Origin of the sequence: Enterobacter sp. RIT637, from assembly GCF_019718755.1 — a bacterium.
Lineage (GTDB): Bacteria > Pseudomonadota > Gammaproteobacteria > Enterobacterales > Enterobacteriaceae > Enterobacter.
The window spans coordinates 1-17,406 of sequence record NZ_JAIHAZ010000009.1 but is presented as its reverse complement, the minus strand read 5'-3'; the positions used below and the strand labels follow the sequence as shown (position 1 = coordinate 17,406).

Genomic DNA, 17,406 nt, shown 5'->3' with positions numbered 1-17,406 from the left:
CTCCTCACCCTTATTAAAGTCCCTTTCAAAATCGCATCGGTGCTTTACAAAGCAGCAGCATTTGCAGTAAAATTCCGCACCATTTTGAAATAAGCTGGCGTTGATGCCAGCGGCAAACCGAATTTATTAAAGGTGAGAGTTACATGCCGGTAATTAAAGTACGTGAAAACGAGCCGTTCGACGTAGCACTGCGTCGCTTCAAACGTTCATGCGAGAAAGCAGGTGTTCTGGCTGAAGTTCGTCGTCGTGAGTTTTATGAAAAACCAACGACCGAACGTAAGCGCGCTAAAGCTTCCGCTGTGAAACGTCACGCGAAGAAACTGGCTCGCGAAAACGCACGCCGTACTCGTCTGTACTAATCTGTTGAGGGCCAATGCCCTCAATTGACAGACAGAGTAGTAGTCGTAAGGCCGTGCTTCCGGAAGGAATGCGCGGCTTGTTTTCGTTTATAAGTCGCTTAAAATTTTGGGGCATATGGCCGGAAGAATCCCACGCGTTTTCATCAATGACCTGCTTGCCAGAACCGACATCGTCGATCTCATCGACGCGCGGGTAAAGCTAAAAAAGCAGGGCAAGAACTACCATGCGTGCTGTCCGTTCCATAACGAAAAAACCCCCTCCTTCACCGTAAACGGTGAAAAGCAGTTCTACCATTGCTTCGGCTGTGGCGCACACGGTAATGCCGTTGATTTTTTGATGAACTACGACAAGCTCGAGTTCGTTGAAACCGTCGAAGAGCTGGCGGCGATGCATAACCTTGAAGTGCCGTATGAAGCAGGCAGTGGGCCAAGTCAGATCGAGCGCCATCAACGGCAAACGCTGTATCAACTGATGGATGGCCTGAATTCGTTTTATCAACAGTCTCTTAAGCACTCTGCGGCTGAGCCTGCGCGTCAGTATCTGAACAAGCGCGGACTGAGCGACGATGTCATTGCGCGTTTCGCTATTGGTTACGCCCCGCCCGGCTGGGACAACGTGTTAAAGCGTTTTGGCGGCAATAGCGAAGATCGTAAGTCTCTCATCGATGCAGGCATGCTGGTCACCAACGACCAGGGACGAAGCTACGACCGCTTCCGCGAACGGGTGATGTTCCCGATCCGCGACAAGCGAGGCCGGGTAATTGGTTTTGGTGGTCGCGTGCTGGGTGATGCCCTGCCGAAATACCTCAACTCCCCGGAAACCGATATTTTCCATAAGGGCCGCCAGCTGTACGGTCTTTATGAGGCGCAACAGGATAATGCGGAACCTCCGCGTCTTCTGGTCGTCGAAGGCTATATGGACGTCGTGGCGCTGGCGCAGTACGACATCAACTACGCGGTTGCGTCGTTAGGCACGTCCACCACTGCCGATCATATTCAGCTGCTGTTCAGGGTGACCAACAACGTCATCTGCTGTTACGACGGTGACCGCGCAGGACGCGACGCCGCCTGGCGTGCGCTGGAAACCGCGCTACCCTATATGACCGACGGGCGTCAGCTACGCTTTATGTTTCTGCCCGACGGTGAAGACCCGGATACGCTGGTGCGTAAAGAGGGCAAATCGGCGTTTGAAGCGCGGATGGAGCAGGCTCAGCCGCTCTCCACGTTTTTGTTTAACAGCCTGATGCCGCAGGTCGATTTGAGTACCCCTGACGGGCGCGCGCAGCTCAGTACGCTGGCGCTGCCGTTAATCAGCCAGGTGCCCGGCGAAACGCTGCGCATCTATCTGCGTCAGGAGTTAGGCAACAAGCTCGGCATTCTGGATGACAGCCAGCTTGAACGTTTAATGCCAAAACAGGCTGAAAACGGTGCGGTTCGCCCCGCGCCTCAGCTAAAACGCACAACCATGCGTATACTGATAGGGTTACTGGTGCAAAACCCCGAGCTTGCTCCGCAAGTGCCGTCGCTGGCGGGTTTGAACCACGAAAAATTGCCCGGACTTGGCTTATTTTCAGAACTGGTCAACACGTGTTTGTCTCAACCAGGTCTGACCACCGGACAACTTTTAGAGCATTATCGCGGCACAAAAGAGGCCGCTACCCTTGAAAAATTGTCGATGTGGGACGATATAGCAGATAAGGACATTGCAGAAAAAACGTTCACCGACTCGCTCAACCATATGTTTGATTCGATGCTTGAGTTGCGCCAGGAAGAGTTGATAGCTCGCGAGCGCACACACGGCTTAAGCAGCGAAGAACGCCGGGAGCTCTGGATGATTAACCAGGAACTGGCGAAGAAATAAAAAATTTAACGGCTTAAGTGCCGAATATCGATCGGGAAGCCCCCGGCAGCCGCACTGAGAGGCAGCGGCAAAAATATAAGTACGCCCTCGCTTTAAAGGTTGGCAGCCCCATCGCCGACACCAATCAAACGAAATAAGTGTGGATACCGTCTTATGGAGCAAAACCCGCAGTCACAGCTGAAACTTCTTGTCCAACGCGGTAAGGAGCAAGGCTATCTGACCTATGCCGAGGTCAATGACCATCTGCCGGAAGATATCGTCGATTCAGATCAAATCGAAGACATCATCCAAATGATCAATGACATGGGTATTCAGGTGATGGAAGAAGCACCGGATGCCGATGATCTGTTGCTGGCTGAAACCTCCAACAACACTGACGAAGATGCGGAAGAAGCTGCTGCACAGGTACTGTCCAGCGTGGAATCTGAAATCGGGCGTACCACTGACCCGGTCCGCATGTACATGCGCGAAATGGGTACCGTTGAACTGTTGACCCGCGAAGGCGAAATTGACATCGCTAAACGCATCGAAGACGGGATCAACCAGGTTCAGTGCTCTGTTGCCGAATACCCTGAAGCCATTACCTATCTGCTGGAACAGTACGATCGCGTTGAAGCTGAAGAAGCTCGCCTGTCCGATCTGATCACCGGCTTTGTCGATCCGAACGCTGAAGAAGATCTGGCGCCTACCGCCACTCACGTCGGTTCTGAACTGTCTCAGGAAGAGATGGATGACGACGAAGACGAAGATGAGGAAGAAGAAGACGACAGCGACGACGACAACAGCATCGACCCAGAGCTGGCGCGTGAGAAGTTCGCTGAACTGCGTACCCAGTACGAAGTCACGCGTGACACCATCAAAGCGAAAGGCCGCAGCCATGCTGCCGCTCAGGAAGAGATCCTGAAGCTGTCTGAAGTGTTCAAACAGTTCCGCCTGGTGCCAAAACAGTTCGATTACCTGGTGAACAGCATGCGCGTCATGATGGATCGCGTGCGTACCCAGGAACGTATCATCATGAAGCTGTGCGTTGAACAGTGCAAAATGCCGAAGAAGAACTTCATCACCCTCTTCACCGGCAACGAAACCAGCGAGACCTGGTTCAACGCGGCTATCGCGATGAACAAACCGTGGTCAGAAAAACTGCATGATGTGAAAGACGATGTGCAGCGCGGCCTGATGAAACTTCAGCAGATCGAAGAAGAAACCGGCCTGACCATTGAACAGGTAAAAGACATTAACCGTCGTATGTCCATCGGTGAAGCGAAAGCCCGCCGTGCGAAGAAAGAGATGGTTGAAGCGAACTTGCGTCTGGTTATCTCTATCGCCAAGAAATACACCAACCGTGGTCTGCAGTTCCTGGATCTGATTCAGGAAGGCAACATCGGTCTGATGAAAGCGGTAGATAAGTTTGAATACCGTCGTGGTTACAAGTTCTCTACCTATGCGACATGGTGGATCCGTCAGGCGATCACCCGCTCTATCGCAGACCAGGCGCGCACCATCCGTATTCCGGTGCATATGATTGAGACCATCAACAAGCTCAACCGTATCTCCCGCCAGATGCTGCAAGAGATGGGCCGCGAGCCGACGCCGGAAGAGCTGGCTGAACGCATGCTGATGCCGGAAGACAAGATCCGTAAAGTGCTGAAGATCGCCAAAGAGCCAATCTCCATGGAAACACCAATCGGTGATGATGAAGATTCGCATCTGGGTGATTTCATCGAGGATACCACCCTCGAGCTGCCGCTGGACTCTGCCACTACCGAGAGCCTGCGTGCTGCCACGCACGACGTTCTGGCTGGCCTGACCGCCCGTGAAGCAAAAGTACTGCGTATGCGTTTCGGTATCGATATGAATACCGACCACACGCTGGAAGAAGTGGGTAAACAGTTCGACGTTACCCGCGAACGTATCCGTCAGATCGAGGCGAAGGCGCTGCGTAAGCTGCGTCATCCAAGCCGCTCTGAAGTGCTGCGTAGCTTCCTGGACGACTAATCTGTCCTGACAGTAAAAACTCCCTGCGGGGAGTTTTTTTTTGGGGATTTTCTAGCGGGAGTACAAAAATTAGTAGGGGTAACCGCTCACACATGCAATTGTAAATGATATTTATTTTCATTATCATTTTTCTTTTCGTAAACTACTGTAAAGAAAAATTACATGAATTTCAAAACATTAAAAAATCAATCCCTCTGCGCGCTCGCGATGTCCCTGGCACTTCACGCGGGGTCTGTTTTGGCAAAGGACTTCACGGAAGATCGGTTTACCTCTCAGCCGCTGGGTCACGGCGTTTACGAACTGGCTTATGATGCTGGACAAAAGGCATTCTACGCGGCCTCTGCCCCCTCTTTCGAGAAAGACAAAACCGCCGGTGAAGTGTTCAAGCTTGCGGCCGACTCACTAAAAGTTGATGAGCGCATTACTACCCAGCGCCGCCCGTTTGCGGTTTCACTGGATGACGCCACTCATATCCTGTGGTTAGGCAACGCGCTTGATGGCTCAGTAACACTGCTGGATACCCGCACCAACAAAGAGGTGAAATCCCTCCAGCTTGCGGATGCTGAGAATAAAGCACACGTCCGCGAGGTGGTTCTTGATAAGAAACACCACCGCCTGTATGTCTCCGGCATCGGCAGCGAAGGCAAAGGCGTGCTGTGGGTCGTCGACTCGCAAAAACAGACGTTACTGCTGACCCACAAACAGATGGATCCGGTCGGTTTTGCGGTCGATGAAGCAGGCGACAAAGTTTACGCTGTGACCGGCAAAGGCGAACTGATTACCCTGGATGGCAAAACCTCACAGGTTATCTCCCGCGTGAAGGTTGACCCCGCTGAACCTAAACACTACTTCCTGAACATCGCGTTGAACACCGCCAAAGGCGTTGGTTTTATTGCGGATACCAACACCCGTGACGTACTGGTTGTCCAGCTCGACTCCGGCAAAATTGTTCATCGCGTTCCAACACCGAACTCTATTGCCGCGGTCTACAACCCTGCGCGCGATGAAGTGTATGTTACCCATCGCAATGCCCGTCAGATAAGCGTTATCGATGCCAATACCTACAGCCTGAAACACACCGTCAAAACGGCGGCGATGCCAAACAGCATGGTGCTTTCCCCTGACAACAAAACGCTGTTCGTCAGCGTGAAACAGGATGAAAAGGCCAACAAGGCTGACTATGTGCTCAAACTCGATTTAACCCCATTCTGAGGAGTGCGATGTGATGAACCAGACACGAACGGCGCTGGCGATGTCGCTCGCCCTCACCACACTTCCTGCGGCGGTGTTCGCCGAGGAAGCTACCCCGGCAGATGAAGATCAGCTTGTCGTCACCGCCACCGGTTTCGCGCAGGAACGACGCGAAGCACCGGCCACCATCTCTGTCGTCGGTGAAAAAGAGCTTAACACCCGGTCGAACCAGAACGTCACCGAGGCGCTTCGTGATATGCCCGGTGTATTAGTGGGCAACGGTAACGGAAGCCTGGCAACGGGTGATGTGCAGATGCGCGGCATGGACTCGACCTATACCTCTTACATGGTGAACGGCATCAAACAGGGTACCCGCGAATCCCGCCCTTACGGGCACCACATCGGTACCGAAGCGGCCTTTTTACCTCCGCTTGCCGCTATCGAGCGCATTGAGGTGATCCGTGGGCCAATGTCCTCCCTGTATGGCTCTGACTCCATTGGCGGCGTGGTGAATGTCATCACCAAAAAAGGCTACAATCTGGATGCATGGACCGGCGTACTGGAAGATAACTACTTCCTGCAGGAGAAGAGCGAGTACGGCAACACCAACCAGACCAACGCTTTCCTGATGGGGCCTATTATTCCCGGCAAACTCGGGGTGAGCGTGGCAGCGGATTATCTGGACCGTCGCGATGACGACAGTCAGAACGATGAGCGCTTTGTTAAGCATCAGGCCGGAAATCTGGACGCGACCATCAACATGTCGCCGACCGATACCCAGCTGTGGGATTTAAATGTCGTTAAAGGGCATCAGGAAAAATCACATAACGATAAAGCCTGGGAATGGGATTTTGACCGCGATGCTGCGTCGCTTTCTCAGCACGCCTGGTACGGTGACGATTTGCTGGAAGCGAAGAACTTCATCAGCTACGAGAACGCCAAAACCGAATATCGCGTTCCGGGGATGAGCTCGCAGTTCATTAAACAGCGTAACTACGAGGCCAATAGTGCGAACACCTTTACGCTTGGCGATCACAAGCTGACGCTGGGGATTAACTTCACCCGCAACGAGCTGGACGACACCTTCGGTATTGCAGACAAGGAAGTGCCGGGCGTCACGCCAGTCAGCAAAATCACGCGTAACGGCTGGGCGGTCTTCGCCGAAGACGCCTGGATGATGGTGCCGGACTTTACCCTCACCACCTCAGCACGTCTCGATCACGACAGCTATTTTGGCTACCACGTGACGCCAAAGCTCTATGGTAACTGGACGATTGATGAAAGCTGGGCGCTGAAAGGTGGCGTCTCTGCGGGCTATAAAAAACCGGATCTGCGCCAGAACAACGAAGGCTTCACCAGCGTTTACGGTTCGTATCCTTATTCCTACATTGGCATCGGTAACAACGACCTGAAGCCGGAGCAAAGCGTCAACACCGAACTGGGCGTCTACTGGCAAGAGGACGCGCTGGCGCTGGATGCCACCGTGTTCTTCACCAAATTTAAAGACAAGATCAGCGACTACACCATCTGTACCGCAACGGCTACGCAGAAGTGTGTGTACAACGGCTATGAAGCGGAAGAGGTCTCCCAGTACTTCAACGTCAGCGACGCGGAAATTTATGGTCTGGAGCTGAACGGTGACTGGCAGGTCACGCCCGCGCTGAAGGCTAACGCGAACTACACCTATACGCACAGCGAGCAAAAGAGCGGTCAGTACAAGGGTGAAGCGCTGAACGAATTCCCGAGAAGCATGGCCAACCTCTCCCTGACGTGGAACGCGCTTAACGATCTCGAGCTGTGGACCAAAGCCAGCTGGCGCAGCAACACACCGAACACCGGTAAATCGACATCCACAGAGGCCTATGCGCTGGTTGATTTAGGCGCACGCTACCATCTCAACAAGCGCATCACGCTGATGGCGGGGGTCTATAACCTGTTCGACGTGAACCCGATTTACAAAACGTCCTATAACCAGTCTTCCCTGCTGGAAGGACGCCGCTACAACCTGGGCGCACGCTTCGAGTTCTGACAGTCACGCCGGAGCCTCTGGCTCCGGCAGCTACAGCCCGCGCACCATTAGTGCCTCATCCAGTTCGCGATAGGCTTCAACCAGCTTATCCAGCGTTGCCCTGTTTAACCCGCTTGGGTTTGGCAGCACCCACACCTGCGTTACGCCGATACTAATGCTCTGTTTACCCCACTGCACCCCGCGCTGGCTGAATGCCTGCTCGTAAGCCTGCTTGCCGAGGATAGCCAGCGCTGCGGGCTGATAATCCTCTATTTTCTTGACCAGTTCACGCCCGCCGCTGCGTAATTCATGCAGATTTACCTCGGTCGCCTGCACCGTAGGACGCTCGACCAGCATGGTGATCCCACAGCGCGTATCAAGCAGGTGTTGCTCCTCTTCTGGCTTGAGTAGCCTGTCGGTAAACCCGGCCTGATAGATCACCTTCCAGAAGCGATTTCCCGGATGGGCGAAGTGAAAACCGGTGTGCGCCGAGGATTTCCCCGGGTTGATTCCGCAAAACACCACCCGCAGGCCAGGGGCCAGAATGTCGTTGATCATCTTTACTCCCACTGATACATCGTTATGGAAGTATAAAGGATTGATTATGCATTGTTTATAAAAACAGCAGGCAGGAGTGAATGGCTGGATTGCTGCGGGGAGTTACTTTATAATTCACCGCCACGGCCCCTTAGCTCAGTGGTTAGAGCAGGCGACTCATAATCGCTTGGTCGCTGGTTCAAGTCCAGCAGGGGCCACCAAATTTTAGCTTTAAATTCATATAATTAAGCCACTCTAGCGAGTGGCTTTTTTGTTTATGGTTTCATCATTGGCAGCAAAATGGCAGCAGGAAATAAGCTGCCACCAATAAAAAACCCGCCGAAGCGGGTTAGTTTGTCAAAAATTCATGTGTCCCTGACCACTGTTTAAAGGGTGCGGAGGCACATAATCGACCTGTCCGGGTGTTACGATAAAGCGCACTACGGTTTCATGAGTTACAAAAGTGGTTCCACAGTTAATGTTTTGGCACTGGCAATAACGCTCTTTCGTATTATCTGATACACGAAAGCTACTGCGAGTATGTGCCGCGTGTCCGCATTTCGGACAATTCATCATATCCGTTTCTCCCCAAGTCATTACCCGCAATCCCATAATGATACACGAACATCCATTTTGTGAACATTATCATTCCATTTCTAAATCACCTATCTTTACCTCAAGCTCCAGAGTCGTAGTGAAACCATTATCTGCACTGACACTATGCGTCAGCGTGGTAATGGTCCATTCGGCATCATCAATGGGCTGTTTAAAGCCGCTCACCTTCACCGGCATTTCGGTATACAGATCAGCCCTTCCCTCTGCGAGCTGCAGGGAGAATGTTGCAACCCCGCGCTGCAGGCGCTCCCACTGCATCTTTGCCGCTCGCTCTGCATTGCTGCGGTTTGCATAAGTTCTGTTGAGTACCAGCACGTTTTCATCCGTCCCAACCAAGTAATCTCCCTGTTTTGCTTCCGGCTCCTTTGCCGCGGTGGTTTTCTTTCGACGGCGCTTAACCTTTGCTGTCTCTTTTTTCTTTGGCTCACGGGTATGGAGCCAGCTGGCAATTACCCCCGTATAGGCATCGCGATCAGCCAGGGTAAAACGATGACCGTCACCAGCCTGGCGGGTGATGGTGATAACCGGCAGCGGCTTACCGCTTGCCGTTCTGCCCTGCCCCTGGCGGATAAACAGCAGATTGCCGTCCTTAACTGAGGCTATCGCCCCATACTGCCGCGCCAGCTTCATCAAAAAGCTGGCGTCGCTTTCATTAGTCTGGTCAAGATGATCGACAGGCTTGTCCAACAGGTCCTTTCCCAGCGCCATCTTTAATTTATGCCTGCCCGCGATTTCCTTCACAACTTCGCCCACCGTTGTCTGGTGCCAGGACTTTTCACGCCGCGTATTCAGGGTTTCACGGAAATCTGCACTACGCGCGCGGATTGTGAGACGGTCAGGCGCGCCGCTGTGCTCAATCTCATCGACAGTAAACGCCCCTTTCGGAAAAAGCGGCTGACCTTTCCACCCCAGCGCAAACTGAATAATGGCCCCCCGACGCGGCAGAACGATTAGCCCGTCCGAGTCGTCCAGTTCCAGATCAAGCTGGTCCGCTTCAAAGCCCCGGTTATCCGTCAGCGTCAGACTCATCAGGCGCGCATCCAGCACGGTAGTCACATCTTTACCTTCAATGATGATACTGAAACCGGGAGTTTTGCTGTTCAGGAGATCAGAGCTGAAATTCACTGCAGTAACCCTCCAACCGTATTTTTCATATTGCCTATCGCAGAGGTGGCAGATTCCTGCAAATTACTGAGCTGGTCGCTGAGACTGCCGAACATATCAGACAGCGACTCATCCACCCGTTTCAGGCTCAGCGAAAATTCGATGCGCCGGGGCATACCGCTCTCAAAAAATTCTGTTTTTGTCTGGCTCAGACTCTCGATCACAAACATGCCGTAAATCGTCCCGCTCCCCTCAATCAGAGGCCAGGCTTTTCCCAGCTCCGCCATCTGCTCCAGCGCCAGCAAAGACAACCTGCCGCCGGTAATCTCCGGCAGAAGGACACCGGACAGAGTAAGCGTATCGTTATCCGGTCCAAGAAACTGCGTTGACGGGCGCCGGTTAACCCGGCTGTTGGCTGCGTGCCGCCAGCTGCGCTGATACTGCAGCTCCTGATAGGGCACTGTTCGCAGCATGAATACGTACAACCCCAGCACCATCATCATTATTCGTAACCCCCTCGATCACTGAAATTACTGCGTGTTTTTGCCCTGGCCCTGCGCTCACGCTCATCAAGCTGCCGGGCCACCTCGCGGGCGATATCCTGCGCGCTTTGCCCTGGCTGCGCGACAATATGAATTGGCGCGCTTATCTCGTACTTAATTACCTGCGGCTGTCTCTCTTCCTTCGGCGACGGCGCCGGTTGCGTCCTGACAGGCACACTGTACGGATGAAGTGGTGCGGCTTCTGCCGGGGCAGCCGCAAGGCCCATTACGCCAGCGACCACGGAAGCGAACACCTTCTGGCGCATAGCCATCGGGTCAGCCCTGTTATCCGTGATTTCCATAATGGCCGGTGCTGGCATGACGGCAGCAGCGATATCAGCCAGCTCCGCAGCACGATCCCGACCAGGAAGTTTTACCGGGGCGTTAACAATCTCAGGAGGCAGTATTAACCTGCTTTCAGGCCGTTGCTCCGGGCTGGCTGTTACATCACGAACGGGGCTTACTGTTGCCGCCAGTTTCACCAGTTCAGTAGTGCGATTGATTACCGGAATATTTGCCGGACCGTTCACACTATCAGGCGGCAGAACTATCCCGCGTTCAGGACGTTGTTGAGCGCTGGCCGGTTCCCCCCGGGAAGGATTGAGCGTTGCCGCCACCCTCGCCAGATCAGCAGTCCGTTTCCTGCCGGTGACATTGGCGGGTCCGTTAACAATCTCTGGGCCATTCTCGCCCACGATGCCGAACTGGCCGCGCGGAATGGTACCGCCGCTGTCGTACATTCCAGCAAAAACCATCGTCGGGAATCCGCCAGGCGGCAGCACCACTTTACCGTCTCTGTTGACCGTAGCTGGCTGCTGCCGCGTGACCTGTTCAGGAAGCTTCGCTTTGGCCGCCTCCTTGCTGACAATGCCGAGTTTTTCAAGCAGCCAGGACACGCCCGATTTAAGCGAATCCAGCGGGTGCATGACCATGTTCAGCCCTGCCGCCAGCGCTTCGCCAAACTGCCGCCCCATCGACGCCGCGCTTTGCAGTTCTGCAGAGGTGGATTTAACCGGCGTCAGCAGATCAGTAAACCAGCCCCACAACGCCTGGACCTTGTCACCTATCCACTGGAAAACAGGCTGCAGTGGCTCAAACGCCGCACTGATAGGCGCAGCTGCAGCTTTGAATCCTTCAACCACTCCACCTAAAAATGCGCTTATCGGCTGCCAGTATTTCCAGACAACCAGCGCCACGCCAGCCAGCGCCGCCACGACCAGACCTATCGGACTAAGCAGGGCGCCCAGCAATCCAGAAATCCCGTACAGCACAACGCGAAGGAGAGCCAGCGGGCCGGACGCCAGAAAACGAAGCACGCCACCGGCTGCGGATAATCCCCCGCGCAACGCGGCCAGCGGATTCATTACCATGCCGATAATGTTGCTAATACCAGACATTCCGCCGCGAAGGACAGCAAGCGGCGTACCGGCCAGCGCTTTCAGCGCATTGCCAGCCAGCCCGGCAGAACGGCGCAGGGAGTTAAGGGGAGACGTCAGCAATCCGGCGCTGCTGCCGGATGCCGCCAGGCCACGGCGCAACAGGGAAAGCGGCGCATTTGCCAGCCAGGACAGCGCACCTCCGGTGCGGGTCACTGCAGACATAACCGATGGGAGTGTTTTTACACCCAGCACGGACAGGCCTAAACGGATCACCGCCAGCGGCCCCAGCACGGCAGCCACGGCCACCGCCAGCGTGCCGAGTACAACGGTTATCGCAGCAGTGGCAGCCGCCACTTTCATCAGCGTGCCCGCCAGCTGCGGGTTAGCCTCAACCCATCGACGCAGTGCCCCGGTAACGCTTTTGACGTACCCCATGATATCCATCAGCGGCTGGCGCAGGGTTTCACCCAGGCTACTGAAAGCGTTCTGCGCGCCCGTTTTAACAAGCAACCACTGCGCGGAAAGTGAATCCTTATTGATATCGGATTCTTTCTGCATGGAGCCGTTAGCCTCAGTGCCTGAGGTAAGTTTCAGCTGTCGCTGCAGCTCCGGCAGGTTATTTGCCAGCTTCGCCGCATCGTCGCCAAACTCCTTGCCAAATATCATCGTCATGGCGGACAGGCGTTTGTCCTGCGGCAGTTTGTTGACCTTCTCCAGCACGCGCTGAATGGTCCCCATTGCGTCCTTTGTCATCTGCTTTTCAATCTCTTCTGGATTGAGTTTCAGCAGATCCATACCTTCCATGAACCGCTTGCTCTGCATGGTTGCAATCGACAGTTCGCGCACCATCGCATTTGATGCGCTGGCGGCAATTTCAGGCGCGGCGCCCAGAGACAGGAAGGTGGAACCCAGCGCGGCCGCCTTGCGGAAATCAAGCCGGTCAGCCACGCCGCCCATGCGCTGCAGCACATTGATGATATCGCCGCCCTTAGACATGGCGTTATCGTCCAGGTAGTTCAGGGCATCGCCAAGCTGTTCAATATTGCGGGTCGGCACTTTATAGAGCTGCGCGATTTTGCCCAGCCCCTCCGCCAGCTCATCAGCGGGCAGCTCGAATGCCGTTGCGGCCTTTGCAGCAGTGGATGCAAAGGCCAGCAGGTCACGCTTCTGGTCTTCGTAAGAATCGTTCTGGTTTGTCACGCCCATGCGGGCGCCACCTTCAACCAGCGCGGCATAGTCGATGGCGCCATTCTCCATCGGCAGCTGTTCACTGGCAGCCTTGATGGCATCCTGCATATCGTAAAACTGTTTTGTGCGATTGCCGTTGTCGTCCCGCAGCCCGTTAACCTGCTTTGCAACGCCTTTCATCGCATCTTCCATGCTGGCATAGCTTTTAACGGCTGCCATCACCGGCGCGCCCATCGCCAGCCCGGCGGCAGTAGTTGTTGCTCCGGCGCCCGCAATACGATCCCGCACCTCAAGGCGCCGCGAATACTGATCGCGTACGGCGTTCATACGGGCCTGCTGCTCGCCCAGGCGCTTAAGGGATTTCTGCTGTCGGTCCAGCGCCTGCCGGGTTTCGTCGGCATTCTGCCGCAGCTCCCGCTGCGCACTGCTCAGCTTTTTGGTGTCCAGCCCGGCCTCATTGAGCGCAAGACGCTGACGCTGCACCGACTGACGCAGGCCGTTGTATTTGCTCTGCAGCTCGTTAACGCGGTTTTTTGCCTGCTCCAGCAGACGCGCCTGCGCCGCCGTCGGCCGGTTAGTGGCCGAGAACTGCGTGGCAAGCTTCGCCGCTTCTTCGCGTGCGGCTTTAAGACTGTTGCCGGTGACGGCCAGCTGCGCGCTTGCCTTGCGGAAGCCGTCAATACGGCCCGCCTGGGCGTCCAGTTCTTTTAATCTTGCGCGGCTTTGCTGAATGGCGGTAGCCAGCTCTTTAGAACTGGCCTGCGCTGATCGGAATGGGCGGGTGAGTTTATCAACCGCATTTAGAATTACCTGCAAACGCAGGTTAGTGTCACTCATCGCTGGCCCCGCTTCTCTGAATCGCTTTATGCCGCCACTCCAGCACTTCGGTCAGCGGCATAACGTCAGTGACGGACGGCGGCCAGTGAAAAATGGTGGCAATATCAGCCACCAGGTCTTCTAACGTTAGGCTGTCGGCAAACCGGCAAGCACCGATTTCTTCAACAAAAAAGTGACCACCTCAACCGACAGCGCGGTGAGATCGGCCGGGTCCATTTCAGCCATTTCCTGAGCGGTCAGCGCGGGCGTGGAGATACGGGGAATAATCGTCATCATCGCGCCGACGTCCATATCCATGATCGCCTGCAGACGGGTGCCACGCAGCGCGCCGGACTGCGGCTTGCGCAGTACAATTTCGGCAATTTCGGTTTTACCGCGTTTGATTGGGGTGTCCAGCTGTACGGTTTTTTCAGTCAGTTGTTCGCTCATTGTCATTTCCTGTTAATAAGGTACTGGCGCGGCTGCCCGCGCCTTTAAAGTAGATCAGAGGCCCAGGGCGTTGCGGTGTTCTTCCATCAGGTCCACGCCATCAACGATTTCAATCATGTTGATCACATCAACCTCATAGAGCACCTCGCCGTTAATGGTCAGCTTCGCGTAGCTGTTGGTGCTGCTGACTTTTGTGGTGTTGCTCTCGCCGGTTTTCCATTCGCCGGAATCGACTTCTTTATGTCTCCCGCGCACAACCAGCTCAACGGCCTGCACTTCGCCGGTATCATCACGCTGAATGGAGCCGGTGAAACGCAGCTGGATGCCGTCAACGGTGGCTTTACCCATCTGCTTGAATAACAGCAGTTCGGTGCCACCGATTGAAAATTCCGTGTCCAGCGCGCCATCATCAAGCCCCAGATCAACATCAGCCGAACCGGGCATACCGCCGCCGCGATACTTTTCAAACTTGCGGCCGAATTTAGGCAGGGTCAGGGACTCAACAATCCCCTGATAGTTATTCCCGTCGTTAAACAGGTTCAGGTGTTTTAACTTGCGTGGTAAAGCCATTTTGTCCCCTTACGCGCTGACCTGGCTGGAGAAATCCAGCAGATACTGATCGGTGATGCGCTGGCGCAGCATCAGGTTTTCCAGAGGCGGTACCGGCGTATAGTCGTAATCGATAGTGAGCTTCCCGGCTTTCAGGGAATCTTTATCGTTTACGGACTCATCCAGCCAGCAGTCTGCGCCGATGATGTAGCCCTGCGTTTTCAGGTTGCGCAGTTTTGCGCGAATACCTTCGATAATGTCGCGGGCCAGCGACGGGTTAAGCACGCCATCCACCGCCCACATGTGCGCTTCTGCGATGGTGTCAGCCAGTACCTGCGCGGTGCGGGTGTAGTTTTCAAAGGCAAACAGAGGATCGTCACTGAGGCAGCGGGAACCCCAGAAGCGGAAACCGTCTTTGCGGATCAGCGTGGTGACATCGTTCTGGTTCAGCAGCCCCGCATCAGTTGCAGGGTCCTGCAAATCCCAGAACACATCAGCAGAAATACCGGTGACGCCGTTCACGCCCACGTTGGACAGGGATTTGTGCCAGCCGGTCTGTTCGTCAATTTTGGCACGCAGGCCAAGCGCACGGGCTGAGGCGTAAGCCGTTGCGTCAGCGTTCAGCACGGTGTCAAAACTGATGAAATCTGGCCAGATCAGCATCCCCTCGCGCTGGCTGAAATTAGCGCGGTAGGCAATGGCCTCCTCTACCGTTTTGCAGCCGTAGGCTGACAGATAGGCGAAGCCGCGCAGACTCTGCGCCACGCTCAGCAGCTCAGTGGCAACTGCCTGCGTGTCATGCCCCGGCACGCCAAGAATGCGCGGCTTAACGCCGAGCTGGGACTGCGCAGATAACAGCGCTTTCATCCCCGTTTTTTTACCGTCAGCTGTCACGCCGCCGATAATGTTGGAGGTTGTTTCCGCTTCGGTTTCACCCTGTGCAACGCGCACAACGACGGTCACGGGTTTAGCCTGGTCGGCAATTGCATCCAGCGAGCGGGCCAGCGTGCCGGACTCGCCTGCTTTACCGCTGGCGGTCAGCACGTCAGTAAGCAGGACCGGTTTATTGAGGGGAAACACGGACGCATCTGCATCATCGCCGGTACAGACCATACCGACAATTGCCGTGCTTACTGTTGAAATGGGGCGGGTGCCATCGTTGACCTCAACGACGCGCACACCGTGGTGATAATCCTGAGCCATACGGCGAACCCTCCGGTGTTTAGGTTTCGCCCTATGGTGAATTGAATGGGCCGCGCAGACAGCTACGCGGCATTGTTCCCTTAATCACACAATACGCCCGCGCGGATATCTGCGTTTTCTTTTTCCAGGCGTTCGCATGAGATATCAAAATACTGCTGGCTCATTTCAATCCCGGTAAATTTATATCCCTTCCTCAGCGCGGCAACGCCAGTTGATGCACTCCCCATAAATGGATCAAGAATATGGCCGCCAGGGGGAACTGGAGCAACCAGGCTCTCCATAAGCTCAATCGGTTTGCCGGTCATATGGAGTTTTTGAGACGGAATAACCCGACGAGTCACCATACCCGGCCAGGGTCCACCATGCAGACTTTTAGGCAATGGTCCGTTACTTCCCCAAACCACGTATTCGCACTGATGACGAAAATAACCGGTATGAGGCGCACGGGTTGAAAGCGTTTTATCCCACGGAATCAGCCCCCGCCACACAAAACCGCCAGCCTGGAAAACGTCAGTAAGCGTTGGAAGCTGCCGCCAGTCAGTGAAAACCATGGCATAGCCGCCTGACTTAACCAGGCGGTTAACCTGACTCATCCACTGCGTCATCCAGAACGCCCAGGAGCGCACGTCTCTGTTATCGCCGAAAAACTCATGGTAGTTGTTATTGCCTACATACTTCCCGGAGGGTTTGGCCTGCCGATCACTGCGCGTCATACCACCGCTGGAATAAGGCGGATCAGTAATTACTGCATCAAATTCGCCAGTGAGTTCGCGCAAAATTGCCAGGCTGTCACCACAGTAAATAGTTGCCGCCCCAATAACTGCTTTTTGCATAGCCTTGCCTCTCTTATGTGCCTGATTTCAGGTTACATAAATGAGAAAGCATGTTCATTTATACAGGAGTGTCTGAGCGTTCAGACAATTCAGTTAAGCCCGACGCGGGGAATCTTTTGTAAATGGTAGATATGCCAACATCAAAAATTATCGACACGCGTTTTCGAGTTTCTCCGGCAGCCAGCAACCGGCCAATTTGCGCCCACTCATCCTCTGATAGCTTTGGCCGTCGGCCACCAATCCGCCCTTGCGCACGCGCTACAGCCAGCCCGGCACGGGTTCGCTCTACGATCAGCTCTCGCTCCATTTCTGCCAGGGCACCCATAACATGGAAAAAGAAACGCCCCATCGGAGTTGATGTATCAATGCTGTCTGTCAGGCTGCGGAAATTTACTCTCCTCCCTCGCAGGTCTTCGATCAGAGTAACAAGATGCCGCATACTCCTGCCCAACCTGTCCAGCTTCCAGACTACCAGCGTGTCCCCTTCGGAGAGCGTGCGCAGGACCTTCTTTAGCCCCGGACGATCAGAGGTTTTACCGCTCATTTTATCCTCAAATATCAGCTCACATCCTGCGCACTCCAGCGCATTTCGTTGTAACGCTGTGTTTTGGTCATTTGTTGACACCCTTACGTAACCGATTTGCATGATTTTTCGCCCATAAAAAAGTGGTGAATGATGCCACCATTTTATCGAGCATGGTCATTTCTGACGGTACTGCAGAGAATGGCCAACACGGACAATCATGACCGTGGTGGATAAAAAACCTTCGTTTGGG

At 54.6% G+C, this 17,406-nt stretch carries 16 protein-coding genes and 1 tRNA gene; 6 read left to right on the top strand and 11 right to left on the bottom strand.

Annotated features, from left to right (window positions below; all coding sequences use genetic code 11):
• Positions 1–143 precede the first annotated feature (143 nt).
• The 5 genes from rpsU to K5E19_RS14250 all read left to right on the top strand — a co-directional run bounded on the left by rpsU (position 144) and on the right by K5E19_RS14250 (position 7,435).
• Complete coding sequence (gene rpsU, locus K5E19_RS14270; protein WP_001144069.1) at positions 144–359, top strand: 30S ribosomal protein S21; 216 nt, start codon at positions 144–146, stop codon at positions 357–359.
• A gap of 115 nt (positions 360–474) precedes the next feature.
• Complete coding sequence (dnaG, locus tag K5E19_RS14265) at positions 475–2,220, top strand: DNA primase (RefSeq protein WP_221551801.1); 1,746 nt, start codon at positions 475–477, stop codon at positions 2,218–2,220.
• A 123-nt stretch (positions 2,221–2,343) separates the two neighbouring features.
• Positions 2,344–4,215 (top strand): RNA polymerase sigma factor RpoD, encoded by a 1,872-nt coding sequence (rpoD, locus tag K5E19_RS14260; RefSeq protein ID WP_311775520.1) that lies wholly within the window; start codon positions 2,344–2,346, stop codon positions 4,213–4,215.
• A gap of 162 nt (positions 4,216–4,377) precedes the next feature.
• Entirely contained in the window at positions 4,378–5,427 is a 1,050-nt protein-coding gene (locus K5E19_RS14255; protein WP_221551799.1) for a YncE family protein, read from the top strand.
• A gap of 10 nt (positions 5,428–5,437) precedes the next feature.
• Positions 5,438–7,435, top strand: coding sequence for a TonB-dependent receptor domain-containing protein (locus K5E19_RS14250; RefSeq protein ID WP_221551798.1), 1,998 nt, complete (start codon positions 5,438–5,440; stop codon positions 7,433–7,435).
• A gap of 30 nt (positions 7,436–7,465) precedes the next feature.
• Here K5E19_RS14250 and mug read toward each other — a convergent pair whose 3' ends face one another.
• Positions 7,466–7,972 carry a G/U mismatch-specific DNA glycosylase gene (gene mug / locus K5E19_RS14245; protein WP_109081698.1) on the bottom strand — a complete coding sequence of 169 codons (507 nt, stop codon included), beginning with the start codon at positions 7,970–7,972 and terminating at the stop codon, positions 7,466–7,468.
• A gap of 124 nt (positions 7,973–8,096) precedes the next feature.
• On the opposite strand from mug, the gene K5E19_RS14240 reads away from it, so the two are divergent.
• Positions 8,097–8,172 (top strand) — tRNA-Ile (locus K5E19_RS14240).
• A 136-nt stretch (positions 8,173–8,308) separates the two neighbouring features.
• On the opposite strand, the gene K5E19_RS14235 is transcribed toward K5E19_RS14240, so the two are convergent.
• The 10 genes from K5E19_RS14235 to K5E19_RS14190 all read right to left on the bottom strand — a co-directional run bounded on the left by K5E19_RS14235 (position 8,309) and on the right by K5E19_RS14190 (position 17,276).
• Positions 8,309–8,527, bottom strand: a complete 219-nt coding sequence (locus K5E19_RS14235) for a DNA-binding transcriptional regulator (RefSeq protein ID WP_072049702.1) — start codon at positions 8,525–8,527, stop codon at positions 8,309–8,311.
• A gap of 69 nt (positions 8,528–8,596) precedes the next feature.
• Positions 8,597–9,691 carry a phage late control D family protein gene (locus K5E19_RS14230; RefSeq protein ID WP_221551797.1) on the bottom strand — a complete coding sequence of 365 codons (1,095 nt, stop codon included), beginning with the start codon at positions 9,689–9,691 and terminating at the stop codon, positions 8,597–8,599.
• A complete protein-coding gene (locus K5E19_RS14225) occupies positions 9,688–10,173 on the bottom strand; it encodes a phage tail protein (protein WP_014884887.1) in 486 nt (161 codons plus the stop codon). The genes K5E19_RS14230 and K5E19_RS14225 overlap by 4 nt, the downstream gene beginning before the upstream one ends.
• A complete protein-coding gene (locus K5E19_RS14220) occupies positions 10,173–13,616 on the bottom strand; it encodes a phage tail tape measure protein (protein WP_221551796.1) in 3,444 nt (1,147 codons plus the stop codon). The genes K5E19_RS14225 and K5E19_RS14220 overlap by 1 nt, the downstream gene beginning before the upstream one ends.
• Positions 13,609–13,728 (bottom strand): GpE family phage tail protein, encoded by a 120-nt coding sequence (locus K5E19_RS14215; RefSeq protein ID WP_007848878.1) that lies wholly within the window; start codon positions 13,726–13,728, stop codon positions 13,609–13,611. The genes K5E19_RS14220 and K5E19_RS14215 overlap by 8 nt, the downstream gene beginning before the upstream one ends.
• Positions 13,729–13,742: 14 nt before the next feature.
• Positions 13,743–14,045, bottom strand: a complete 303-nt coding sequence (locus K5E19_RS14210) for a phage tail assembly protein (RefSeq protein ID WP_007848877.1) — start codon at positions 14,043–14,045, stop codon at positions 13,743–13,745.
• A gap of 54 nt (positions 14,046–14,099) precedes the next feature.
• Positions 14,100–14,615 (bottom strand): phage major tail tube protein, encoded by a 516-nt coding sequence (locus K5E19_RS14205; protein ID WP_007848874.1) that lies wholly within the window; start codon positions 14,613–14,615, stop codon positions 14,100–14,102.
• A 9-nt stretch (positions 14,616–14,624) separates the two neighbouring features.
• Positions 14,625–15,797 (bottom strand): phage tail sheath protein, encoded by a 1,173-nt coding sequence (locus tag K5E19_RS14200; RefSeq protein WP_007848866.1) that lies wholly within the window; start codon positions 15,795–15,797, stop codon positions 14,625–14,627.
• Positions 15,798–15,877: 80 nt separating this feature from the next.
• Positions 15,878–16,630: a DNA methyltransferase gene (locus tag K5E19_RS14195; RefSeq protein WP_221551795.1), complete on the bottom strand. Its 753-nt coding sequence runs from the start codon at positions 16,628–16,630 to the stop codon at positions 15,878–15,880.
• A gap of 58 nt (positions 16,631–16,688) precedes the next feature.
• Positions 16,689–17,276: a recombinase family protein gene (locus tag K5E19_RS14190; RefSeq protein ID WP_221551794.1), complete on the bottom strand. Its 588-nt coding sequence runs from the start codon at positions 17,274–17,276 to the stop codon at positions 16,689–16,691.
• Positions 17,277–17,406 lie beyond the last annotated feature (130 nt).